The following is a 26,016-nucleotide window of genomic DNA, read 5'->3' as shown; positions in this document are numbered from 1 at the left end:
TAAATTAAATTCCAATTTCTTTAAATTCCAAATTCCAATTTTTTGTTGTCGTTGCTATTGACATTGAAATTGATTTTTGTTTTTTGAAATTGATTTTTATCCCGCTATTAATTCTTCTATTTTTTTCTCTTCAGCAATTCTTTGTAATGCTTTTTTGTAATCAGTTGGCATTACTTTGATGAAGTTTTGTTGTTGATTTTCCCAGTCTGCTAAAATTCTTTTTGCTAATGGACTACTGGTGTACAAAGAGTGATTTTTGATTAATTTTCGAAGTTTTGTAATATCTTCTTCTTCGATTGGATCAAAAGCAACCATTTCCATGTTGCAAACTGTAGCATCAAATTCTTTTTTAGGATCATACATATAAGCAACACCACCGCTCATACCAGCTGCGAAGTTTCTTCCTGTTTTTCCTAATACCACTACAGTTCCACCAGTCATGTACTCGCATCCGTGATCTCCAATTCCTTCTACAACCGCTGTTGCTCCAGAATTTCTCACGGCAAAACGCTCACCGGCCATACCATTAATATAGGCCTCTCCGGTAATAGCTCCGTAAAGGGCAACGTTTCCTATAATGATATTTTCTTCAGGTTTGAAGGTTGCAGTAGGAGGTACTTTGATAATCAATTTTCCTCCGGAAAGTCCTTTTCCTAAATAATCATTACAGTTTCCGTGAATTTTAAACGACAATCCATTGGTAGCAAATGCACCAAAACTTTGTCCGGCAGAACCTTCAAAATCAACTAAAATAGTGTCTTCAGGTAAACCTTGTGCGCCATATATTTTTGAGATTTCATTACTCAAAATAGCACCTACAGAACGGTCTGTATTTTTAATTTTAAAGGTAACTCTTGTTTTTTCTTTTCTATAAATAGAAGGAATCGCTTCTTTGATGATATCAAAATCCAATACGTTTTCTAAAGCATGATCTTGTTCAGTAGTATTGTGATTCGGAACCGTTTTTGCTTTTTCCGGTTTGTAAAGAATCGATGATAAGTCTAAACCATTTGCTTTGTAATGTTTGATGGCTTTGTTCACATTTAATTTTTGTGACTGACCCACCATTTCTTTCAAGGTTCTGAAACCTAATTGTGCCATGATTTCTCTTAATTCCTCAGCAATAAAATACATGAAGTTGATGACGTGCTCTGGAGTTCCTTTGAAATTTTTTCTCAATTCAGGATCCTGAGTGGCAATACCAACTGGACAAGTATTCAAGTGACAAGCTCTCATCATAATACAACCAGAAGCTACAAGCGGAGCAGTAGCAAAACCAAATTCTTCAGCTCCTAATAATGCAGCGATGGCTACGTCACGACCTGTTTTTAATTGTCCGTCACATTCCAGAACTACACGGCTTCTTAAATCATTTAAGATTAAAGTTTGTTGTGCTTCGGCAAGACCAAGTTCCCAAGGAATACCGGTATGTTGTAAGGATGTCAATGGTGCAGCACCAGTTCCTCCGTCGTAACCTGAAATTAAAATAACGTCTGCTTTTGCTTTGGCAACACCGGCAGCGATGGTTCCAACTCCAACTTCAGAAACTAATTTTACGTTTACACGTGCTTCACGATTGGCATTTTTTAAATCATAAATCAATTGTGATAAATCCTCAATAGAATAAATATCGTGGTGAGGCGGAGGCGAAATCAAACCTACATAAGGTGTAGAGTTTCTGGTTTCTGCAATCCAAGGCACTACTTTTTCTCCAGGTAACTGACCACCTTCTCCAGGTTTTGCACCCTGAGCCATTTTGATTTGGATTTCTTTAGCGTTTGTCAAATAGTTGATCGAAACTCCAAATCTTCCAGATGCCACTTGTTTGATCGCACTATTTCTGGAATCTCCGTTGATTTCTTTCTGGAAACGTTTAGGATCTTCTCCACCTTCTCCAGAATTACTTTTTCCGCCAATTCTGTTCATTGCAATCGCTAAATTCTCATGCGCTTCTCTACTGATAGACCCATAAGACATCGCTCCTGTTTTGAATTTTTTTACAATTTCGGTCCAAGGTTCTACTTCGTCAATAGAAATTGGATCTAGATTGTTAAATTCAAACATTCCTCTAATAGTCATTAAGTTTGAGCTTTGCTCATTCACCATATTAGAGTATTCTTTATAACTTTCCGGGCTGTTCAAACGAACGGCTTGTTGTAATTTTGCAATGGTCGTTGGATTAAACATGTGTTTTTCTCCGCCACGTCTCCATCTGTAGATTCCACCAATTTCTAAAGGCAATAAGTTCGCGATTTTAGAATTTGGAAATGCTTTTTGAAAACGTTTTTTCACTTCTTTTTCAATTTCCATCAATCCAATTCCTTCAATTCTAGAAGGCGTGTATGGGAAATATTTAGATGTAAAAGTTTTATTTAAACCTAAAATCTCAAAAATCTGAGCCGCTCTGTACGAATGTAAAGTAGAGATTCCGATTTTGTTCATGATTTTTACGATTCCTTTTGCAATAGCTTTATTAAAGTTAGCAACAGCATAATCTGCTTTTACTCCAGTAATAAATCCTTGGTTTACCTGATCGTGAATGATTTCGTTTACCATGTATGGATTGATTGCACTTGCGCCATAACCGAACAATAAGGCAAAATGATGTGGCTCGCGAGGCTCTGCAGATTCGATGATAATTCCGAATTTCGAACGAACCTGTAAAATATTCAAAGAGTGGTGAATGTAAGAACAAGCCAATAACATTGGTATTGGAGCCATTTGTTCGCTCACGCCTCTGTCTGATAAAATGATCACATTACATCCTTCAGAAACTGCTTTGTAAGTTGCCTGAACACATTTCTCTAACGCACGTTCTAATCCGTTAACTCCTTTTTCTATTTTATATAAGGTAGAAATAGTAGCCGATTTGAAATCTGCGTGATCAATGTTTCTTATTTTATCTAAATCCTCGTTTGAGATAACCGGATTTTGGATTTTTAATTTTTTGCATTGTTTTGATTCAATTTCGAAAATATTGAAATCGCCACCAATTGCTAAACTGATATCAGTAATAATTTCCTCACGAATACCATCCAAAGGCGGATTGGTAACCTGAGCAAATAATTGTTTGAAATAGTTGTATAATAATTGTGGCTGATCAGACAAAACTGCCAAAGGCGTATCATTACCCATAGAGCTGATAGCTTCTGCTCCCTGACCTCCCATTGGGTTGATGATTGTTTTTAAATCTTCAATTGTATAACCAAATAATTTTTGTCTGGTTAAGAAATCTAATTTTTCAACCGGAGTAGGGTTGTTGGTGTAAGGGATATTAGCTAAAGGCAATAAATTAGCATCTAACCATTCTTTATAAGGACGTTTGGTTACGATAGAGTTTTTAACTTCTTCATCTTCAATGATACGGCCTTCGTTCATATCAACCAAGAACATTTTTCCTGGCTCTAAACGACCGTGTTTCACTACATCTTCTGGTTCTACATCTAATACACCAATTTCTGATGACATGATTACAAAACCACTTTTTGTCAAAGTATAACGAGAAGGACGCAATCCGTTTCTGTCTAGTAAAGCACCAATTACGTTTCCATCTGTAAACGGAATCGAAGCTGGACCGTCCCAAGGCTCCATGATACAAGCGTTAAACTCGTAAAAAGCTCTTTTTTCTGGCGACATGGTCTGGTGTTTTTCCCAAGCTTCAGGAACCACCATCATCATAGCTTCTGGCAGAGAACGGCCTGTCATTAATAGAAGCTCAATCACCATATCCATAGAAGCAGAATCTGATTTTCCTTCTAAAATGATTGGGAATAATTTTTTGATATCATCACCAAAAACTTTGCTTTCCATTAATTCTTCACGGGCACGCATACGGCTAACATTTCCGCGAAGCGTATTGATCTCACCATTATGACACATGTATCTAAACGGCTGAGCTAAATCCCATGAAGGGAAAGTATTGGTAGAGAAACGTTGGTGTACAAGCGCCAAACGCGTCACTAAATCGGGATCTTTTAAGTCAATATAATATCTGCTGATGTCTTCTGGCATCAAAAGACCTTTATATATTATAGTAGTGGTCGATAAACTAGTAAAATAAAACATGTGGCTTTCGGAGGTTTTAGATCCTCTTATGGCATGTTCGGCAATTTTTCTAGCTGCAAAAAGTTTTGCATTAAATTCCTGTTCAGTTAAATTTTGACCGGTTTTGCTAACAAAAACCTGTTTAACTGTTGGTTCTTTTTCTGCGGCGATTTGCCCTAAATTTTCAACATCAACAGGTACATCTCTCCAGCCTAAGATCTTTAAGTTTTGATCTTTAATGGTTGCTTCAAAGGCGTTGATACAAAAAGAAACCTGGTTTTTGCTTTTTGGTAAAAAAACCATTCCTACTGCATACTCGCGTGTTTCAGGGATTTCAAAATCACATACTTTTTTAAAAAAATCATGTGGGATGTCGAATAAAATTCCAGCTCCGTCTCCAGTTCTTCCATCAGAACTAACTGCACCACGATGTTCCAATTTTATTAAGATGTCCAATGCTTTATGAATGATGTCGTTAGACTTAATACCATTCAGATTACAAATAAAACCTGCACCACAATTGTCGTGTTCAAATTCAGGCAAATAAAGCCCTTGTTCTTTAACTTTCATTCTTGATATTTTTTTTTTACAAAAATAGAGATTTCGTTAAACATAATGTATTGAAATTATAATTCGGCTTACATTTTTATAGTAATATTAGAAAAACGCTTCTTAAATGATAATAATTTTATAGAAGGCATTGTGAATTGACAAAATGATAATCTATTTTGAATTATATTAGGAAAAATCAGTAATAAGCTAGTAAAACCGGTTATTTTTATGTTAAATCTCAAACGATATAGTGATTTTGAGTTAACAATAAAAGTGTGTTTGTTTAACGATTTTTTAGCTTTAAAAAGAAATATTTTCATATTATAAAGAGAAGACATTTTTAATTAAAAAAGATTTTACTATTCAGTTGAATTTTGCTACTTTTGTCGCACTTTTATTCTGAAATAAATTCAGAACCAGACAAATTCTATATTATGAACATACACGAATATCAAGGAAAAGAAATTTTAGCAAGTTACGGAGTACGCATTCAACGCGGAATTGTGGCTAATAATGCAGTTGAAGCTGTAGCTGCTGCAAAACAATTAACTGCCGAAACCGGAACAGGATGGCACGTAATTAAAGCACAGATTCACGCAGGTGGTCGTGGAAAAGGTGGTGGAGTGAAGCTAGCTAAAAACTTGCAGCAAGTTGAAGAAATTGCAGAACAAATCATTGGAATGCAATTGATTACACCTCAGACTTCTGCTGAAGGTAAAAAAGTACACAAAGTTTTAGTAGCTGAAGATGTTTACTATCCTGGTGAAAGCGAAACGTCTGAATTTTATGTTTCTGTTTTATTGAATAGAGGTACAGGACGTAACATGATTATGTATTCTACTGAAGGTGGAATGGATATCGAAGAAGTTGCTGAGCACACACCACACTTAATTTTTACTGAAGAAATTGATCCAACTGTTGGATTACAAGGTTTCCAGGCTAGAAGAATTGCTTTCAATTTAGGTCTTTCTGGAAATGCTTTCAAAGAAATGGTTAAATTCATCGATGCATTATACAATGCTTACATTGGTTCTGATGCTTCTATGTTTGAAATCAACCCGGTTTTGAAAACATCTGATGATAAAATTATGGCTGTAGATGCTAAAGTAAATATCGATGATAATGCTTTATACAGACAAAAGAAATATGCTGATATGCGTGATATCCGTGAGGAGAATCCAATCGAGGTTGAAGCTAAAGAAGTAGGATTGAACTATGTAGATCTTGACGGTACTGTAGGATGTATGGTAAACGGAGCAGGTCTTGCAATGGCAACTATGGATTTAATTAAATACGCTGGTTTTGAGCCTGCTAACTTCCTTGACGTTGGTGGAACTGCTGATGCAAAACGTGTTGAAACGGCTTTCCGTATTATTTTAAAAGATCCAAACGTAAAAGCAATTTTGATTAACATTTTTGGTGGAATCGTTCGTTGTGACCGTGTTGCTCAAGGTGTTGTTGATGCTTACAAAAACATGGGAGACGCTATCAATGTGCCAATCATCGTTCGTTTGCAAGGTACAAATGCTGAAATTGCAAAAGAATTAATTGACAACTCTGGTATGCCAATTTTATCAGCTGTACAATTTCAGGAAGCTGCTGACCAGGTTAAAGCTGCACTTTCTTAATCAGATAAGAAATTAGTTATATATAGAAAATCCCTCCAATTGGAGGGATTTTTTTTGTTTTAAATAGTAAAGTTAAAGCTGTATGCTTAAAAAATAGCCACGAATTCACGAATTATTTTTAATAGTCTTGTAATTAAAAATAATTCGTGAATTCGTGGCTAAAAAATCTTTGCGGTTAAATTATTTTTTATTCTTTCCGTTTTTGTAAACTACTTTCTCAACTACTTGTACTTTAGGTGCAGTTTTAGTGTTGTTTTTCTTGAAAGGTTTTTTGGCAGCAGGTCCTGATTTAGAAGGTGCTTTATCGCCTCTTCCTTTTTCAGCATCTTTTGGGCTGGCTTTAAACTCAGGTCTTTCTTTAGTGTTTTCTTTCTTCGGAATTTCTGCTTTATGTTTGGCTAAAACATCATTTGGGTTCTTAGGATTTTCTTTGGTTCCTCTCAAATGAATTACCAATCCGTTCAGGAAATTACGTAAAACCTGATCGCCGCATTCCATATAATTCTCGTGGTCTTCAGCTCTGAAAAAAGCGCCTAATTCTGATTTTGAAATTCTAAAATCAACCAATTCTAATATTTCAACTATTTGATCATCGCGAAGCATTAATGCTACTCGAAGCTTCTTTAAGATATCGTTGTTTGTCATCGTTTTATTTTTTACAAAGGTACATTACAATCTGTTTTAAATTGCTTATTGGGTACAAAATATTAACAATGCTATTGGTTTACTTAATAAAATATTAACACTTGTTGAATTTATAAGCTTTTGTAAATTAGAAAATTAACTCCTTATAATTGCTTTTTATGAGGATGTTTGTTGCGGTAAAATGCGTATTTTAAGAAATGTTTACTACTTTTTGTTATGAAAACGCATTTTATAATGATAAAATGTTAAATTGCAAACGAAAATTTAACCACAACCAATTAACAAATTAACTCAATTTTATGAAACAAAAGAAAATTATTTTTTCCTTATTCTTGTTTTTAGCGGCATCTACATTTTTGTTTGCGCAAAAGATAACAATAAGAGGAATTGTGACCGATGAGCAAGGAATGCCTATGCCGGGAGTTAACATTCAGGAAAAAGACGGAACAACAGGAACTACTTCTGGATTTGATGGAGATTATCAAATTAGTGCTAACAAAGGTTCCGTGCTGGTATTCTCATTTATAGGATATAAAACTAGCGAGATTATCGCTAATGGAGAAATAGTGGACATGAAAATGGCATCTGATGCAAAAGAGCTTGACGGTGTTGTGGTAACAGCGTTAGGTATCAAAAGAGATCAAAAATCTCTGGGTTATGCTACGCAAAAAGTAAGAGTGGCAGATGTGGTAACCGTGCGAGATGCTGATCTTAACAGTGCATTAGCTGGTAAAGTAGCCGGTGTACAATTTCAGGGTTCTCCTAGTGCCGATTTTAGAACATCCACTCTTAGACTTAGAGGAAATACAGAAATACTATATGTAGTGGATAATATTAAAGTCGTGTCAATCAGCGATATTAATCCTGAAAGTATTGAGAGTATTAATACGTTGAAAGGTTTATCTGCCACCGCTCTTTATGGACCAGAAGGACGCAACGGTGCTATTGTAATTACTACCAAAAAAGGAAAAAAAGGCACTACGTCTGTAGAGTTTAATGTGAGTTCTTCATTGGAAAATGTATATGGTTTACCAGAATTTCAAAATGAATATGGTGGAGGTTATTCACAAACATTCCCAAAATACACATACAATGCTGCTAATGATCCGGCTTCTTTTGCTGCTTTTGACGGTCAGGATATTGTTGATTATACGGCAGATGAAAGCTGGGGTCCGAGAATGCAGGGACAAATGGTTCGTGCCTGGAACAGTTGGGAAGAAGGAACTCCTGAATTTGGTAAACTAACGCCTTATTCTGCAAACCCAAATAACGTTAAAGATTTTTATAATACCGGGGTAACCAATAGAACAAGTTTGTCTGCTGGTAAAGGTGGTGAAGATTATAATATAAATTTTGGTATTACCAAAACTAGTAAAGAGGGTGTTGTACCCAATACAGCCAGAACACAATACGATGTAAATGTTACTGCTGAAGCAAATTTGAGCAAAAAATTCAAAGTATATTCTACCATCTTATTCCAGGATAGAGAAACGACAGGCTATAATGATAAAAACTTAATTTTACCAGCAGTGGCGAGTTTAAGACAATGGTTCCAGAGACAATTAAACATGGACGATTTAAGAAATTATCGTATGAATGGTAAAATTGTAACCTGGAATAGAACGAGTGCAACAAACGGAAAATCATTTGGATGGAATTCTCCTTTCTTCGATCAGTATGAGCAGCCAAACAAAGAAGATAATAAAACCTTTAACGGAAGATTTGGTGCCAGTTATGAAATCATTAATGGTTTGACTGCGACAGCTGAGCTAAGAAAAAATTATTTAGGATCAGCTTATTATGATATTACGAATGCCTGGGGCGGAGTTGCTGTTCCTAAGTATGAAGAAAGTCTTGCGATTAAAAATAGAGATGAAGTTTCAGGAATCTTAAACTACAAAAAGAAAATCAATAAATTTGATATCGCTGCAACGGGTGGTTTCGAATACCAGTTTTATGATAATACGTATATGATTAGCGAAACTGTAGGAGGTTTGGTTTCTGATGGATTTTATAGTATTAGTACATCAGTAGGTATTCCGTTGACAACAAACAGAAGGTTTAAAAGTGAGACCCGCGGATTTTTTACAACTGCCTCTGTTGGTTATGATGACTTTTTATATGTTGATGGTTCTTATCGTAATGATTTTTCTTCAACAGCCAATGTTAATGATAATAAATTGACAACTTATGGTGTTTCCGGAAGTTTTATTTTTTCGAAATTCATTCCTGAAAATACTATTTTTACTTTTGGAAAAATTAGAGCAGGATATGCAATGGCACCTCAATTTCCTAATGCTTATCAAACGAGCCCGGTTTATACAACAGGTACTACTTATGGCACATACCCAACATCATCAACACCGGGTACATTGGTAAATCCAAGTTTAACAGGTGGAAATCGTGAAGAAAAAGAATATGGTGTTGATTTGAAATTCTTTAATAACCGACTTTCATTAGATGCTTCTTATTTTGACAGATTAGACAATGGGATACCTTATAGAGTTTCTTTTGATGGTTCAACAGGAATAAACGGAGTATTTTTAAACCAAGGGGAACAAACCTACAAAGGATATGAGGTTGCTTTATCCGGATCGCCTATAAAAACAAATAGTTTTGAGTGGAATATTGGGGTCAATTTTGCAACTTTAGAGAGAAAGGTTGTGGCAATTGCAGACGGCATTGACAGAAATGTTATTCAGTCAGGAAACTCAAATATGGGTAATGTTCAGTTAGTAGAACAAGTGGGTGAAGAGTGGGGAGCCATTTACGGTAGCAGAATTGCGAGAGACGAAAACGGAAAAGCCAAGCTTACGGCTGCTGGTGCTTATGTTAGAGAATTAGGTGTTTATTTAGGGAATATTTTACCAAATTATACTGGAGGTTTAACCACTTCTTTTACGTATAAAAACTTTGATTTAAGTTTAGGTTTCGACTTCCAGCAAGGAGGTAAATATTACTCCGTTTCGAATTCTTTGGTTAACAGAACTGGAGTTGGTATCGAAACAGTGGGTAACAATGACTTAGGGAATCCTAAAAGAGACCCAATCGTAAACGCTACAACAGGAGCAAGTATTGCCACAGGAGCCATGCTTAATTCAGCTGTAACACCAACATCAGGAGGTTTATTGGTAGAAGGTGTAGATGGTACGACAGGAGCAGATGTAGCATATCGTGTAAGTACCAGAACCTATTGGTCAAACATTAGAGCTATTACAGAACCTTTCTTAGAAGATGCTTCTTATGTAAAATTAAGAACGATGAGACTTGGATATAATTTCAGTAAAACAATTTTATCAAAAACACCTTTCCAAAAAATTAATCTTGCTGTGTATGCAAATAATTTATGGTTGATTTATGCCGTAAATCGTGATATTGATCCATCAGAATTACAATCTTACAATACTACAGGTACACCATTTATCGAGACGGCTCAATTGCCAAACTCAAGATCTATTGGTTTAAACCTTGTTTTAACTTTATAATTATTAAAAATGAAAAAAATAATCATAACATCCATTATAGCGCTAACAGCAGCTTTAACCACAGTTTCGTGTGATAACGCTGATTTTGGAGATACTAATTTAAGTCCGAATGACCCGAGTGTTGTCAATACAGCTTCGTTGTTAACGGGCGCCGAAAGGTCAATGTCTTCAATACTGACTGCTACAGAACCATTAAATTATGTACAGTATATTACCAATGGTCAGTACCCTAAAGAAACGATTTACGATGTGACGAATTTTGACTACAGTGGTACTTATGTATCAATTCTGAACAATCTGCAGGAAGTAATCAAAGTAAATCAAAATCCTGCGACTGCCGGTACTGCTTTAGGAAATGGTTCTAATAATAATCAGATAGCGGTAGCCATGATTCTGAAAGCGTATGTTTTTCAGCACCTAACAGATCGTTGGGGAATGGTGCCTTATTCTGAAGCATTAAAAGGTCTTGATGATACATTTCCTAAATTTGATACACAAGAAGAAATTTATGACGGATTGTTTAAAGATATTGATAATGCTGTAGCAATGATTGATGCTGGAGCAGGACCAAAAGGAGATGTGCTTTTTACGAATAAAGCAACACAAATGTCAGAATGGAAACGTTTTGCCAATACTTTAAAAATGAATATGGCATTGCGTTTATCCAAAAGATTTCCTGCTGCCGGTGGTTATGCTGCAACAAAATTTGTAGAGGCTATGAATGCAGGAACGATAGCTTCGAACGCACAAAACCTGACTTTTCCGTACATTGCTGATGAAGCTTACGATAATCCATGGGAAGATCGTTTTGAAACAAGATCAGATTATTTGGTGAGTGAGCCTTTTGTAAATATGTTGATTGGTACAGGTACCAATATGTTGCCTCAAGATCCTAGATTGGCAAAATTTGCTGAAAAAGCAACTAATGGCGGCGGAATATACAATGGTGGTGTTACCTCTGTAACTGGAAATGCTACTGTTGCTAATTATTCTTATATCACAAATTCTATTATCAAGAACAAGACAGCTCCTGCTTTTTTCTACACCTATGCACAAATGACTTTTGCAAAAGCAGAAGCCGCTTCTTTAGGTTGGATTCCAGGGAGTGCCGCTGCTTTTTATACAGAAGCAATCAAAGCTTCTATGGCACAATGGGGCGTTACAGCTGAAGCTGCCGATGCTTATGTGTTAGAATTTCCGTATGTTGATATAAAATCGATTGCATATCAAAAACACATTGCCTTATTCATGCAGGGATATGAAGGGTGGAATGAATGGAGAAGATTTGGTGCCAATGCAGTTGCCTTAACGGTTCCTGTGGGTGCTATCGGATCGGCTACAATTCCGCAAAGACAAGCTTACGGAGCCAACGTAAAAACATTGAATTTGGCCAATTATGAAGCTGCCATTGCAGTTCAGGGCGAAGATAAAATGGAAACAAAAGTATGGTGGGCTAAATAAGTAAAGCAGCACATTACTCCTAATAACCCCTTCTATGAAATTTCGTAGAAGGGGTTATTTGTTTTTAGCAGTTACGTCTTTCGAAAAATAGTAATAGGTTTTTTGAGTTTACACAAAATTTTGATCATTCTCTCTAAAAACGTAAAATTTCACGTCCCGGACGTGAAATTTCACGTCAGCGATGTGAAATTTCACATCAGGAACGTAAACGTTCACGTCTGGCACGTGAAATTTCACGTCGGCGATGTGAAATTTTACATCAGGAACGTAAACGTTCACGTCTGGCACGTGAAATTTCACGTCAGCGATGTGAAATTTCACGTCCGGGACGTGAAATTTCACGTCGCTGACGTAAAGATTGGCCTTTGGGCTATTTTATTTTAATATTTAAGTGTGAATTTGAGTGTAATAAAACCCCTCTGGAGTTTAATTTTTTTAAACAGAAAAAAAGATTAATACGCTGGGTCGCTGGGTGCAATTCAAAAAAAAATGATTCAACACATAGAAAACATAGATTTTATGATTTTGAAAAAAGGAAAATCAAAAAGAAACTCGTTTCTTCACACATAGTTATGTGTTTTAATACAAGTGAAACGCCTTTTTTGAGTTCAATAAGCTATGTATCTATGTGTTAAAAATAATTTCACCCACCGGATTGAATTATAATTAATAAGTATTCAAAACACTGATTACTTGATCTAAATCTTCTTTGGTATGATTTGCCGTCACGACAATCCGATTCAGATTTTTTGCATTTTCCTGATATTTAAAATGAGCAATAATGATTTTATGATCCATTAATGCTTCATGTATGCCTTCTTTTTCTAAGTAAATTAAAGGATAGGTTTTATCAAAATTAATAGTATCATTTGGAAGCAGTTTCGTACTAATATAGTTCAGATTTTTGACTAATTTTTGATGTTGCGAAACATAAATTTCGGCAGCATCGGCCAATGTCTGCACAAAGGCAGGATTCATTCCGGCCGCAGAGACAAAAGTGTCCAGATTCTTTATTTTGTTAATAAACGAAAGATCACCAGCAATCACGCCTCCGGTAACGCCAAACGCTTTTCCTAATGACGAAAGCATAATTTTTCGCTTGACGGGAACATTTACCTCCGAAAAAATACCGCAGCCATTTTTGCCTAAAATCCCCAGCGAATGCGATTCATCAATAACCAAAGTCACTTCTTTATGACCCGGAATCGCTTTTAGGATATCCAAATCAACAGCTTTGGTTTCAAAAGAAGGAACGCCGTCTGTCAGAATGGTGATGCGCTCAACAGTGTCATCCAATAAACGCGGATTCAGTTTTCCATCCATAAAAAAAGGCAAACTATGCGGTGCTTTTAGGGCAGGATGAGTGGCAAGAAAACGAAAGAAACAATCCGTGTCTTTTTGCAGTTCGTCTATCACCAATTTTCCGGCCAGCATTCCGGACGAAACCGTAACAGCAGCTTCAGCCTTAATATGTTGTGCCAAAAAAGCTTCGCCATTGTCATAGGCGGTAAGTTTGATATTCGCATTTCTGGAACTCCCGTAAGTGGTTCCCCATTTCAGAATATTTTTTACAACCAATTGCTGGAATGCTTCGTTGGCAGGCAATCCCAAATACGCAGTACCTCCAAAATACAAATACTGCTCTTGTTCTATTTCGATAATTCTGTCTGGAAACTGATTGACTTTCATTGGGTTTATAGTAAAGTCACACCAGTTCCGTTAAGGTCAGAGTAGCTGATAATTCCGTCTTTTATGGTTACGCCTGTAGCAATATCCTGAGCCAGAAGCAATGCACCATCCATGTCAACATAATCCAGTTGAGGCAATAAATGCGCAATAGCCGAAATTCCAACAGTAGATTCGGTCATACAGCCCACCATCGTTTTCAATCCAAGCTTTTTAGCTTCTTCGATCATGCGTTTTCCGGGAGTTAATCCACCGCATTTTACCAGTTTTACGTTTACGCCATGAAAATGATGATGACATTTGGCAACATCTTCTTCAATAATACAGCTTTCATCTGCAACGATTGGCAAAACCGAGTGTTTAAAAACCTCTTTATGGGCTTCCCAATTGTCAGCTTTCATGGGTTGTTCTAAGAATTCGACACCTAATTTCTTGAGTTCAACAGCATTATTAATCGTTTCTTCTACACCCCAGCCACAATTGGCATCAATTCTAAAAATAGCATCTGTATGTTTACGAAGTTCTTTTACAATGGCAATATCTTCTTTGGTACCTAATTTAATTTTATAAATTGGCCACGGAAGCTCCTGCATTTTCGAAACCATTTTATCTATAGAAGCAATCCCGATAGTGTAATCCGTCATTGGATTTCTTTCGGTAGTGTAGTTCCATAATTCGTATAATTTTTTGCCTTTTTTGCGGGCATACAAATCGTTGTAAGCCAAATCTAAAGCGCACAAAGCAAACATATCCTCTTTTAGATAAGGATGTATTTTTGACCAGAACTGCTCTGGAGTTTCATCTTCGGTAGTTTCGATAATGGTTCTGATTTTTTCTAAATCCTGCATCATCATCGGAACCGTTGTTTTGTAATAAGGGTTTGAGGTAGCTTCTCCAAATCCGGAAAAACCATTGCTTTTTAATTCTACAATTAAAGAAGGCTGTACATCAATTGATTCTCTCGAAATAGTAAAAGTGTGTTTTAGTTGTAGGTTGTACGCTCTTAAAATTAATTCCATTGTGTTGTTTTATGTTTAATGTATTTTTATTTTTTTTAATTCAGCCATAAAAAGGCGTTTACAAAACCATCTCGCCAGAGTTTTTCGTTGTGTTGGCCGCCTTTTACAATTTTAGATTTGTTAAGGTGTAAGCAATAACACCGTTTCGTATCCAGTAAATGTTCCATTTTGGTCATATCGTTTACCATATCATCACTTTCTTTATCGCCGCACAAAAAGTAAATTTTGGTTTTGATTTTTTTTTGCTGTTCCGTAAAAGTGTAAATGTCTTTTGAAAACCAGAAAGAGGGCGAAAACACGCCAGCTTTCCCAAAAGTTTCAGGGTGTTTTAAAACAGCATAATACGAAACCAGTCCGCCAAGAGAACTTCCCATAATGGTCGTGTTTTTGGCTTTTGTTTTGGTTCTGTACTTTTTGTCAATAAAGGGTTTTAATGTTTTTACGATAAAATCTACATAATTATCAGCGTTTCCGCCTCCGTATTTTTCGTTTTTATAAGGAGTGAGTTCCTCTAAACGTTTGTCATTTCCGTGTTCAATCCCAACCACAATCACTTGTGCTTTCAGGCTGTCCAGTTTTTCATCTACATTCCATTCGCCGGCGTAAGCGGTTTTCGAATCGAATAGATTTTGGGCGTCGTGCATGTACATCACGTTGTATTTTTTGTCTGAATTCGCATAATTTTCAGGCAAATAAATCCAGATTTTTTTTGAAGTTTTTAATTGAGGTGCTTCAATACTAAAGGTAGAAACATTTTTAGAAACAGTATTTTGCACAGCATTTTCTTTCGATAAATCTTGCGCATTTGTTGACGCAAAAGTTAAAAATAAGAAAAATAATATTTTTTGTAACATTTTTACTGTTTATTGTTTAATAAAGGGCTAAAAGTAGCAAATTACTTTTTTACATTAAAACAAAAGCAAGTTTAAAGTACAATTTTTAGTCATTCTAGGTAAAATAAAAATATCCTAATAGTAGTTCAACTAATAGGATATATTTTATAGTATTTAAGATTTATTATGAAGCTCTTATTTTCCCCAAAAAGCCCATTCTTTTCCATCATAAACACAAAATAAGTTTTTAACTGTATCATAACAAATGGTTCCGGGTTCTGGGTTTACAATATTGAGATGAGGGCTGGCTACTTTTGGTAAAATGAGCGCTTTAGTGGCCGATTCTAATATTACAATTCCAGTAGCACTAGATCCTGATGCTCCCACTACGGTAACACGCGAATTATCTACAATTAAGTTGGTGTAATCAGTGCTAGCAGTAAAATTTCCGGTTTTTATAGATAAATCCTGAATACTGTTATTGTCACGATACATTACTTTCTTCGTATTGACATCATAAAAAAGAGTTCCTGGTGTTACCACTTTGGCTGTACTGGTTAGATGAGGTAATACAATGCCAAGAGTTGTATTTTGTTTAAAGTCTAATATTCCGGCTCCGTCAGCTGGTATTTTTCCGATGCTGGACTGTGCCTGACTATTTAATGATAGTCCAATCAATAGTATCAATAGAGTTGAAAATTTCATATCAGTTTTTTTTAAAATTAATTATCTATACATTTTTGTGTCAAACAGAACCATTGCGTTCCATCGTACATTTTCAAACAATTGGCTGCAGTATCAAAAACCAACATCCCTTTTACGGCATTTGCCCCTGTAATAACGGTTTCAGGATTTGCAATTCTGGTAATTACGAATCCTTTGTCTTTAGAGCCCATTACCAATGCGCCATTTTTTGGCATGTTTGTTAGCCAATATTTGGGATTACCCGGAAGACCTAAAAAATTGGATATTCCCGTAACAGAAGGTAATCCTCCTGTTCCGGAAGTAACACCAGGTTTGTAGCAAATACATGAATTTACCAACCCATTTCTCGAATCTCCAACAGTTTGTCCGGTTCCGGCAATTGTAGGAACTCCGGTACTTCCTACGGTATTCCCCAGATTTTGAATAATTGGAATAGTAGAACTTCCGGTATAACCAGTACCTGAGTTTCCTCCTGCTATGCTGGAATTTACCAAATTAGCATTAGTAAAATTAGCTCCTCCTTCAAGAGCATCACTACAGCCATCACCATCACTATCTAAATCGAAAGCACTTGGTATTCCATCATTATCAATATCTGAATTACAAACCGTAATAGAAAAACTTGCCGCTTGAAGTGTAGTTGAAGTTGCTCCAACTGTTTGAGGTATGCTATATTTTAAAACTATTTTTGTAAAACCAATATTGTCTGTATGGGTAGAAGTAAAACCACAGGTTCCTTTTGAAACACCCGTTACTGTAGGAAAACCAGAGGCGGCGTTTAAACTGCTTGATAATGTAAGACTATTATCTCCTGTTAAGCCACAGGTTGCAGGATTAGCCACAACAGCAAAAGTTCCTGTTGACATTCGCGTTAGCTGTACATCGATAAGTTCGTAAGATCCAGTGGGTAGGGCAAATAAATTGCCAGGTGTTGACATCACTACTGTAGTTGGAAAAACGGATCCTACAAATTCAATATTCCAACTACTTGCAACCCCATCACCACTTGCTCTGTTTACATGTGTTTTGAAACTTCCAAAATCGAAACCGTCATTAGTAATTTGCGGGGTATTTGGCTCAGCTGTATTTGTCGTGAAATTTCCCGATGGTGTTATTTTAATATTTAAACCAGAAATACCATAAACATTAGTATAGGTTTTTGGAAAAGTAGTTTCTGTGGTTGTATTACGATTCACGAGGTTGTCTGCAGTAAGCTCAAATGTGGATGTTCCTACACATTCATTAGTATCTAAAATTCCATCATTATCATCATCAAGATCATTAGAATTGACAACACCATCTTTATCATAATCCTCAGCAGGACCATATTGTAAATCTGCTTTATAATTCTTTATGGCTAAAACATGAATAGGTTTTCCAAGTTCTAAAACCCAGTCACCATTTTTACCCGTAATATTGGTAGAAGCGGCGACAGAAATCCCTAATTCTTTTTCCAGATACCGAACGGCTGTTAATCCTTTTTCATCTTTTCCAAATTCGCAACCATATATATTGAGATGATTTACGTTTTTAGATAATTTACTTTTAAGAAATAAAACGATTTCTTCTTTCTTCATCCAATGATTATCGATGTAGAGCTCACCAGATTTACCGTGAGAGAATAACTGAAAAGTTTGGGTATTCACTTTTTTAGTCAAATTTGAAATAATTTTCCCGGTTTCTTTAATATCTTTTTCGATGTAAAAATGATCACTTAGAGGTGTGGCTATACTCGAAAAGGAGAAAAGAAAAAAGAAAAAATAAGGAATAAGATTTAATAGTTTTTTCATTTTTATAATCTTTAAAATTTGTATTTTTTTACAGAAAAAACATATAAAAAAATTTAGTATTTCAATACTAAATTTAATTACAGGTTTGATTGATGTAATTAGTTATTATTGTTTATTTTAATAAATAATGGAAGGCTTGTAGAGATACTGAACACTAGAAGTAGATAAAAAGTAATGTTCAATTAATTATTTTTCGGCTGTAATTTTGGCAAAAGTATTATATAAAAACAGATATATTTGTAGAATTAGTTCTACAAATCAAAAATAAATTCTACAAAACAAGAAATATTATTCTTAAACGCTGTCTAAAGCAGGATTTTTTAATTTGGTTTTAAAACAATATTTTAGCCAAAAAATAATTTCAATGAATACCAAAGAAGAAAAAATAAGTTTGCTTTTAGAAATGATTTCTTTCTCAACAATTGATGGGCAATTGCATCAGCGGGAATATGATTTTTTGAGAATTATCGCAGAAGAATTAAAAATTGATGAAGCTACTTTTAAAGATTTATTTCATCAGGAAGTTTTTCCGGTTGTGATAAAATCAGAGTTTCAAAGGATTCAGCAGTTTTACAGACTGGCGCTCATTATGCATTGCGATGGAATTTTGCATACCAAAGAAGCAACTGCTATCCAGCAAATTACAATCGAAATGGGTTTGAATCCAAGTGCGACAAAACGTATTTTGGATATGATGAAGAAAGCACCCAATGCTATGATTGATCCAAAATTATTATTAAAGATATTTCAGGAGCAGCACAATTAAAGCTAACTTCTTTTAATTGACATTTTAACTCCAATCCCTGTTTGTAAATCGGGTGCATTATCTAAATTCAGATCTTCTCTGAGATAGACAAAATAAGAAAATCTTCTGGTGGAATAGGTGCAGATAAAATTCCATCCTTCTAAAGTATCGTATAAATGCGATATTGTTTTTTGCCAGTGTGTATTGATTCGTTCCCCCGTTAAAATAATATGATCTAAGTCTTTTTTATTGCTATAGGAAGTTTGAACATTATAATTGATGCCATACGAAATACGGTTGTTGTTTCTAAGTTTTACTTTATAATCAATAAGACCTTCAAAACTGTATAAAAAATCGTTATTACTGATATTTACCCGGTCTCCATACTCTAAAAAATGCTGACGTAAAGCCCCGATACTTGCACCAAAACTTAATGTGTTTTTATTTTTGATGAGCATCTTTTTCAGGATCGAAGACGAAATTCCAAAATCAGCAACAGGATTATATCTGGAGGTATTAATGCCCAGCTGCGCCCCAAAATTCAAATAAATATGCTTTTTATTCATTTCCAGTTTAGGATAATAATTGTAATTGATATCTATTCCTGAAAAGATAAAATCGCCATTATTCATTGTTAAAACCTTATCGGTTTCATCCTTATACGAGATTCCGGCTTTATTTAGGCCATAATAACGTCTTGAAAACGGATCTTCGCCGCCTGCAATATTGCTGTGAAACCATTCGATTGATTCATCCGAAGTAAAAATAGAATAAGGATATTTTCCGCCATCGAGGGAATTCATTCGCAAACTGAAATTAAGTTCGTGATGTACCGTAATGGGCAATGTAAAAGTAAAGCGATACGACCGGATGACACCATCGGCTTCAAACTCTTTGGTATTGGCAGGAACTTTAGTCAGATCAAATTCAAATTCACGTTTATGCCAGGCCATACTTTCAGCTTTTTGCTGGTCATTAGGATCTGTTAATTCGTATGCTTTTACATAAGGAAGAACGACATTGCCGCTTGAAAAGTCAAATGAAAAAGAGTATTTATCAGGAGAACGAACATTAAAATTGTGGTTCAATCGGGAAATATAAATTCCAAAGGGATGATTAGAAAGGATATTGGGTTTTATAATGTCCGAAGAATTTTCTATTTCTGTAGTGAAAACATCAGTAGTATCAGATTGCGCTATGCTATTGGAAATAAAGGCAAAAAAAATAAAAAGGAATAAACGATATTTCATTTCAGAATTTTAAAATTTTGATAAAACTAATGAATTTGAAATATCTTATAAAATATTCTATCAAATTATTTTTGCTACTATTAACCCTTTGGATGTAATGAATAAAAATTAAATGAAACACATAGAAAACATAGGTTTTATGATTTTAAAAAAAAAGTAAATCAAAAAGAAACTCGTTTCTCACACATAGCTATGTGTTTTAATGCAAGTGAAACGCCTTTTTTGAGGTCAATAAGCTATGTTTTCTATGTGTTAAATTTTTATCCAACGGATTACTATTAATGTTTTAAAACAAAAAAATTAAGGCAACTGTTCCTGCAGTTTTTTAATATCATCACGCAGTTTTGCAGCTTGCAAAAAGTCGAGTTCTTTAGCCGCTTTCTCCATAGATTTACGTTTTTCGCGAATCATTTTTTCTAAATCAGCTTTCGATAAATATTTCGTTTCTGGTTCAGCCGCAACACTTAAAGTATTTCCTAATTCATAATCTACCAATGGGTTTTTAGTAAAGGCGCTCTCTATCTTTTTGTTCAAAGCCTGAGGTGTTATATTGTTTTCGGTATTATAATTAATCTGTTTGGTTCTGCGATAACTGGTTTCGTCTATCGTTTTTTGCATGCTTGCCGTGATTTTATCGGCATACATAATCGCTTTTCCGTTCAGGTTTCTGGCCGCACGACCTATAGTTTGGGTTAGCGAACGGTGACTGCGTAAAAAACCCTCCTTATCAGCATCTAAAATCGCAACCAGTGAAACTTCTGGTAAATCCAGACCTTCACGAAGCAGGTTGACCCCAATCAAGACATCAAAAATACCTTTTCGTAAATCCTGCATGATTTCGATACGCTCCAGAGTATCCACATCCGAGTGTATGTAGCGACAGCGAATACTTACTTTGGTTAAATATTTCGCCAGTTCCTCTGCCATTCTTTTGGTCAGAGTCGTAACCAGCACTCTTTCGTCTAACTCGCAACGCACCTGAATTTCTTCAATCAAATCATCAATCTGATTCAGACTCGGACGAATTTCGATAATAGGATCTAATAATCCTGTCGGACGAATTACTTGTTCTACATAAACACCGTCCGTCTTTTGCAGCTCATAATCAGCCGGTGTGGCGGATACGTAAACCACCTGATTTTGCATGGCTTCAAACTCTTCAAATTTCAAGGGTCTGTTGTCCATCGCTGCCGGTAAACGAAATCCGTATTCCACCAGATTTTCTTTTCGGCTGCGGTCCCCGCCATACATCGCATGAACCTGTGAAATGGTTACGTGACTTTCATCAACTACCATCAGATAATCACTCGGAAAATAATCCAGCAAACAGAAAGGTCTTGTTCCGGCCTGTCTTCCGTCAAGGTAGCGGGAATAGTTTTCGATACCTGAACAGTAACCCAATTCCCGAATCATTTCTAAATCAAAATTAGTACGTTCTTCCAGTCTTTTCGCTTCCAGATGTTTTCCTATTTCTTTAAAATAATCAACCTGTTTAACCAAATCCTGCTGAATTTCCCAAATCGCACCCTGCAAAACATCCGGTGATGTCACAAACATATTGGCAGGGTAGATGGTTAATTTTTTAAACTTTTCAATAACCTGCGAAGTCTTAGCATCAAACGATTCTATTTCTTCAATTTCATCTCCAAAAAAGTGAATCCTGAAAGCATCATCAGCATAACTAGGATATACTTCAACCGTATCTCCTTTTATTCTAAAGGTCCCCGGATTAAAATCGGCTTCGGTTCTGGCATATAAACTTTGCACCAGACTGTGTAATAATTTGGTACGCGAAATCACCTGATCTCTTTCGATAGCAATAACATTCTTCTGAAATTCTACAGGATTTCCAATACCATACAAACACGAAACAGAGGCTACGACCAAAATATCACGACGCCCCGATAATAGGGAAGAAGTAGTACTCAAACGCATTTTCTCCAGTTCTTCATTGATAGACAAATCCTTCTCAATAAAAACACCTGTAACCGGCATAAAAGCCTCGGGTTGGTAATAGTCGTAATACGAAACAAAATATTCTACGGCATTATTCGGGAAAAACTGTTTGAATTCTGAGTACAGTTGCGCTGCCAGTGTTTTGTTATGCGCTAAAACCAAAGTAGGTTTCTGTACTTCCTGAATAACATTGGCAACAGTAAATGTTTTTCCGGAACCTGTTACCCCCAGTAAAGTTTGAAATTTCTCGCCATCGCGAATACCTTGTGCTAATTTATCAATTGCTTGTGGCTGATCACCTTTTGGGCTATATGCTGAGACGACTTGAAAATCCATTTTTTGAAGTAAAAGTTCTGATTTACAAAGATACAAGTTTGATTTCTTTTTTTGGATGAAAGTAGAACGCAAAAAAACTCTGTCAGATTTCAGCTCGAAATTGTATTAGTTTAGATAATGATTTAGAGGTAATATTGTTAGATTTGTTTTAAAGTAGATTGCGGGCATGGATTGCAAATCAGTGCTATCGGATATATTAGTTGGAAAAGGGATTTGTATACTAAATTCTAAATGGTTGATTGAAAAAAGAAGTCAATATTAAATAAATATAAATAGATGAGGTTAATTAAAATTTTAAAGGTCATATTTCTTATTCTATTGATTGTATCGTGTCAAAAAGAAAAGCAAATAGATAAAGTAATAGTAGTACCTAAAAGTATAAAAGATCAAAATAAAGAAAATTTTAAAAAGTCAAAATATTTTGATGTAGATCGTATAATGGAGGATAAATATAATGTTAAAATCAACGGAAATGAAGCTTCTTACGGTGAGTTAGAGCTTTATTATAGATATAATGATTCCAAAAAAGAAGAAATCATTCCCTATACATTAACGATGGTTGAAAAACATCATAAATACAGATATGCTTCAGATGCATTTAGTCATTTATTAGAATTTTATACAGATACTCCATTTAGTTATGATGGAACAAATGCAAGTTTAATAACATATTTAAGTAATCTAAAAAAAGTAAATTCAGCTCAGAAAGATTATTTATTGTATTTTTTAGAATTAGGTGTTAAGAATAGGGCTTATGGGTGTGTTAATTATCTGGAAATATTAAATCGAGAGGGTATTGGCATGAATAAAAATATTCAAAGAGCAGATAGTTTAAGAATTATTTTAAATGAACTTAAAAAGGAATATCACACGAAATAAATTATTAGATTACTGATATATTTATAGAAAATTTTATGTTGGTTTCGAAAAAGAATCAGATATGACAGCGCGGATTTGCAATCCGTGCCCGCAACGAAAGTCACAAACCAAAAAAGCTACAACCTGAAAAATTGTAGTAGCTCAAGAAGATTATTATTTTAGTTTTGCAAGAAATTATGCTGGTTTAGATAATGATTTAGAGGTAATAGTATTAGATTTGTTTTGAAGTAGATGACGGGCACGGATTGCAAATCCGCGCTATCTTTGCGCATATCTGCGATTGGAGTTTAATCAATATAATGTTTTAGCACCATTAAGTAATTATGAAAAATATGGTTTTTAAGCAAATAATAATGCTAATAATGTTTATATCATCAATGAATGCTCAAAATAATAATGAGCTTTCTTTGAAGATATTAAATCAAAATATTTCAAATACAAATGATATGTTGCTAGTTGTCGAAATTGAAAACCTTAGTGACAAAACGTTAGTTTTACCCATTTGTACTAACTCGCTTAGTGTGTATGAATTTCAACAAGGTTATAAAAATATCGTAACTAGCTCAGGAAGTGTTGAACAAATATTATTAGAAGTAAGAATAAAAGATGAAAATGATAATTTTATAACGCAAGTTCCATCTAAAGGAAGTTTAGATATTACTGAAGACGATTTGTTTGATAATATTCAGTTTGAAACTGAAGAGTATAATTATAATTTAATTGAAAAAGCATACAGAAAATTAGGATTTAATGAAAATCAAAAGTGGTTGTTAGAATTGAATTTTCTTAGAGAGAATTTGAAAGAAATCCCTCCGAAGTCAAAAATCAAATTAAACTATGTTTTTAACTTAACTAAAATTCCTATATATGAGTATTATCATCCAGATATTGCAAATCCTTTTTTAGGAGGATTTGATATTCAAAAAAAGGGGTTTTCATTTTATTTAGAGCTAAATCTAGAAAGGGAATTTTTAAAACCTTATTTCCAAAAAATGGAAGAAAAAAAAATAATCAAAAAAGAAGATGAAATTTTTTATGGAAAAATGGTATCTAATAAGATTTTAATCGAGGTTAATTAAGTTTGGTTTTATCCCCCGCTTCCCGATGTCTTCCTTATGAAAATCTGCGCAAATGTCTCTATAGACTTTGCGCAATTTTTTTGTTTCATAAGAATTATAAACCTGATAAAAGTCTCCTGGCAGTTCGCCAAAACTGTTCTCTGCTACAATTTTTCAGGAGTGAAGGCTATTTTTCTTCGTAGGCCCCATACAATAAATACAGCAGTAATTGCCACAAAAACATTAAAACCAATGTCTTTTGCTTCCCCTCTTGAAATATGAAAAATACTTGCAGCGGTCATCAGAATGATTGTTCCGTAAGCGGCATAAATGGTCAGTTTTGGGTAGATATTAATAAGTGTAGGTAGAACCAATCCGATACCCGCTAACAGGTCTAAAATCCCTGTAAGTTTTACCAAAATTTCGTTTTCTTTTACCCACGGAAATGGCAACTCGTGAGGATAAAAAAGTTTCATTATTCCTCCCGAAATAAAGGTTGCGGCTAAAAGCACTTGTGCAATCCAAAGGATAATGGTCATTGTTTTTGATGTTTTCTGTTCTCTTGTCATATCATTATTTTTATGTGTGGATACAAATTTAATTACCTTTACTATCCAAATGATATTACTTCCAGTTTGGAAAGCACTATCCAAATAGGGAGTATCGTAAAATTTAAAATATATGCTGTCAAAAGGGGGTTGTCCTAAAACGATGTTATCCATAAAAGATGCTCTTGAAGCTGTTGAAGGAAGATGGAAGTTGCTGATCTTATTTTCGCTGTCTGAAAGTCCAAAACGATTTAAGGAAATATCACGAGAAGTTAATGGTATTACTGATAAAACACTTTCAAAAGAGTTGAAAAATCTTGAAGAGAATAAACTTATCATCAGGGAAGTTTATAACACTTTTCCGCCAAAGGTTGAATATTCCATTACTCCACACGGTTTGTCTCTCGAAAAAGTGATAGACGAACTTCATTTTTGGGGTTTGGCTCATCGAAATAAAGTCATCGGAAAATAGTGATCCCTACGTCTCTGATAGCTACAAAGTAACCCGACAAAAGATAGCGCTGATTTCCAATCCTAGCGGATTCACATATTTATAGAAAATTGCATTTCGCAAACAACCCCAGCGGGGTGATATATTTATAGAAAATCACATGTTGGTTTCGAAAAAGAACCCTGGCAGGGTGACATTCGGTGTATGCTAAATCATCGATAAAAAGATTCCTACGGAATGACAAGATTGCGCTGCAAAGAACCTTACAAAGATAGCACGCATTTGCAATCGTACCCGATCTCTCGGATATGCGCAAAGATAGCGCGGATTTGCAATCCGTGCCCGCAACGATAAGTCACTTTGGATATAAGTAACTAAAAAGACAATGTGATAAATAAAAGACCGTGTAATTTCGTAAGAGAGCGTCGTAAGCTTGTTACCGAGCATTGTAAGTTTGTTAGTTAGCGTCGTAATTTCGTTACCGAGCATCGAAAGTTTGTTACCGAGCATGGTAAGTGTGTTAGTAAGCTCGGTAAGTCTGTTAATGAGCTTGGTAAGTTTGTTGGTAGCCTTGGTAATTTCGTTAGTAAGCTTGGTAAGTCTGTTACCGAGCGTGGTAAGGTTGTTAGTAACCTTGGTAATTTAGTTAGTGAGCATCGTAAGTTTGTTAACGAGCCTCGTAGTTTGTAGAGTAAGCTTCGTAGTCTGTAGAGTAAGCTCTGTAGTTTTTAGAATGAGCCTCGTAGTTTGTAGAGTAAGCTCCGTAACTTAGAGAATTACCTTCGTAGTTTAGAGAATTAGCTTCGTAGTTTGTAGAGTAAGCTTCGTAATTTAGAGAATGAGCTCCGTAGTCTGTAGAGTAAGCTTCGTAGTTTATAGAATGAGCTTGGTAGTTTGTAGAGTAAGCTGAAAAAATGAGTTTACACAATCTCAATGACTACTCCC

Annotated in this window: 18 protein-coding genes; 7 read left to right on the top strand and 11 right to left on the bottom strand. The window is 35.1% G+C overall.

Annotated elements, in window-relative coordinates; genetic code table 11:
- Positions 1-96 precede the first annotated feature (96 nt).
- On the bottom strand, positions 97-4,614 hold the full coding sequence (gltB, locus tag GON26_RS13625; RefSeq protein WP_160375329.1) for a glutamate synthase large subunit: 4,518 nt from the start codon (positions 4,612-4,614) through the stop codon (positions 97-99).
- 416 nt (positions 4,615-5,030) lie between these two features.
- On the opposite strand from gltB, the gene sucC reads away from it, so the two are divergent.
- Entirely contained in the window at positions 5,031-6,224 is a 1,194-nt protein-coding gene (gene sucC / locus GON26_RS13620; RefSeq protein WP_160375328.1) for an ADP-forming succinate--CoA ligase subunit beta, read from the top strand.
- A 180-nt stretch (positions 6,225-6,404) separates the two neighbouring features.
- Here the strand turns inward: sucC and GON26_RS13615 are convergent, their stop codons facing one another.
- Positions 6,405-6,869 carry a DUF1456 family protein gene (locus GON26_RS13615; RefSeq protein ID WP_160375327.1) on the bottom strand — a complete coding sequence of 155 codons (465 nt, stop codon included), beginning with the start codon at positions 6,867-6,869 and terminating at the stop codon, positions 6,405-6,407.
- 299 nt (positions 6,870-7,168) lie between these two features.
- Here GON26_RS13615 and GON26_RS13610 point away from each other — a divergent pair, with 299 nt between their 5' ends.
- Entirely contained in the window at positions 7,169-10,354 is a 3,186-nt protein-coding gene (locus GON26_RS13610) for a SusC/RagA family TonB-linked outer membrane protein (RefSeq protein WP_160375326.1), read from the top strand.
- Between the two features lie 9 nt (positions 10,355-10,363).
- Positions 10,364-11,815: a SusD/RagB family nutrient-binding outer membrane lipoprotein gene (locus GON26_RS13605; RefSeq protein WP_160375325.1), complete on the top strand. Its 1,452-nt coding sequence runs from the start codon at positions 10,364-10,366 to the stop codon at positions 11,813-11,815.
- A gap of 666 nt (positions 11,816-12,481) precedes the next feature.
- On the opposite strand, the gene GON26_RS13600 is transcribed toward GON26_RS13605, so the two are convergent.
- From GON26_RS13600 to GON26_RS13580, 5 genes are all read right to left on the bottom strand, one after another.
- Positions 12,482-13,504, bottom strand: a complete 1,023-nt coding sequence (locus GON26_RS13600) for an aminotransferase class I/II-fold pyridoxal phosphate-dependent enzyme (RefSeq protein ID WP_160375324.1) — start codon at positions 13,502-13,504, stop codon at positions 12,482-12,484.
- Positions 13,505-13,509: 5 nt separating this feature from the next.
- Positions 13,510-14,520 (bottom strand): dipeptide epimerase, encoded by a 1,011-nt coding sequence (locus GON26_RS13595; protein ID WP_160375323.1) that lies wholly within the window; start codon positions 14,518-14,520, stop codon positions 13,510-13,512.
- A 35-nt stretch (positions 14,521-14,555) separates the two neighbouring features.
- Positions 14,556-15,374, bottom strand: a complete 819-nt coding sequence (locus GON26_RS13590; RefSeq protein ID WP_160375322.1) for an alpha/beta hydrolase — start codon at positions 15,372-15,374, stop codon at positions 14,556-14,558.
- A 174-nt stretch (positions 15,375-15,548) separates the two neighbouring features.
- Positions 15,549-16,058, bottom strand: a complete 510-nt coding sequence (locus tag GON26_RS13585; RefSeq protein ID WP_160375321.1) for a hypothetical protein — start codon at positions 16,056-16,058, stop codon at positions 15,549-15,551.
- Positions 16,059-16,075: 17 nt separating this feature from the next.
- Positions 16,076-17,848, bottom strand: coding sequence for a DUF4347 domain-containing protein (locus GON26_RS13580; RefSeq protein WP_160375320.1), 1,773 nt, complete (start codon positions 17,846-17,848; stop codon positions 16,076-16,078).
- A 364-nt stretch (positions 17,849-18,212) separates the two neighbouring features.
- Between GON26_RS13580 and GON26_RS13575 the strand changes: the two genes are divergently transcribed.
- Positions 18,213-18,614 (top strand): excinuclease ABC subunit B, encoded by a 402-nt coding sequence (locus GON26_RS13575; protein WP_160375319.1) that lies wholly within the window; start codon positions 18,213-18,215, stop codon positions 18,612-18,614.
- 2 nt (positions 18,615-18,616) lie between these two features.
- Here GON26_RS13575 and GON26_RS13570 read toward each other — a convergent pair whose 3' ends face one another.
- On the bottom strand, positions 18,617-19,843 hold the full coding sequence (locus GON26_RS13570) for a hypothetical protein (RefSeq protein ID WP_160375318.1): 1,227 nt from the start codon (positions 19,841-19,843) through the stop codon (positions 18,617-18,619).
- A gap of 300 nt (positions 19,844-20,143) precedes the next feature.
- A complete protein-coding gene (gene uvrB / locus GON26_RS13565) occupies positions 20,144-22,135 on the bottom strand; it encodes an excinuclease ABC subunit UvrB (RefSeq protein ID WP_160375317.1) in 1,992 nt (663 codons plus the stop codon).
- Between the two features lie 276 nt (positions 22,136-22,411).
- Between uvrB and GON26_RS13560 the strand changes: the two genes are divergently transcribed.
- Complete coding sequence (locus GON26_RS13560; protein WP_160375316.1) at positions 22,412-23,014, top strand: hypothetical protein; 603 nt, start codon at positions 22,412-22,414, stop codon at positions 23,012-23,014.
- Positions 23,015-23,337: 323 nt separating this feature from the next.
- On the top strand, positions 23,338-24,093 hold the full coding sequence (locus GON26_RS13555; protein WP_160375315.1) for a hypothetical protein: 756 nt from the start codon (positions 23,338-23,340) through the stop codon (positions 24,091-24,093).
- A gap of 143 nt (positions 24,094-24,236) precedes the next feature.
- Here GON26_RS13555 and GON26_RS13550 read toward each other — a convergent pair whose 3' ends face one another.
- Positions 24,237-24,641, bottom strand: coding sequence for a DoxX family protein (locus tag GON26_RS13550; protein WP_160375314.1), 405 nt, complete (start codon positions 24,639-24,641; stop codon positions 24,237-24,239).
- A gap of 112 nt (positions 24,642-24,753) precedes the next feature.
- On the opposite strand from GON26_RS13550, the gene GON26_RS13545 reads away from it, so the two are divergent.
- Positions 24,754-25,092 (top strand): winged helix-turn-helix transcriptional regulator, encoded by a 339-nt coding sequence (locus GON26_RS13545; RefSeq protein ID WP_160375313.1) that lies wholly within the window; start codon positions 24,754-24,756, stop codon positions 25,090-25,092.
- A gap of 646 nt (positions 25,093-25,738) precedes the next feature.
- Here GON26_RS13545 and GON26_RS13540 read toward each other — a convergent pair.
- Positions 25,739-25,999, bottom strand: a complete 261-nt coding sequence (locus GON26_RS13540) for a hypothetical protein (RefSeq protein WP_160375312.1) — start codon at positions 25,997-25,999, stop codon at positions 25,739-25,741.
- Between the last annotated feature and the right edge of the window lie 17 nt (positions 26,000-26,016).

The organism is Flavobacterium hydrocarbonoxydans, from assembly GCF_009789235.1.
Classification (GTDB): domain Bacteria; phylum Bacteroidota; class Bacteroidia; order Flavobacteriales; family Flavobacteriaceae; genus Flavobacterium; species Flavobacterium hydrocarbonoxydans.
This window is presented reverse-complemented; position numbering and strand designations above follow the sequence as displayed.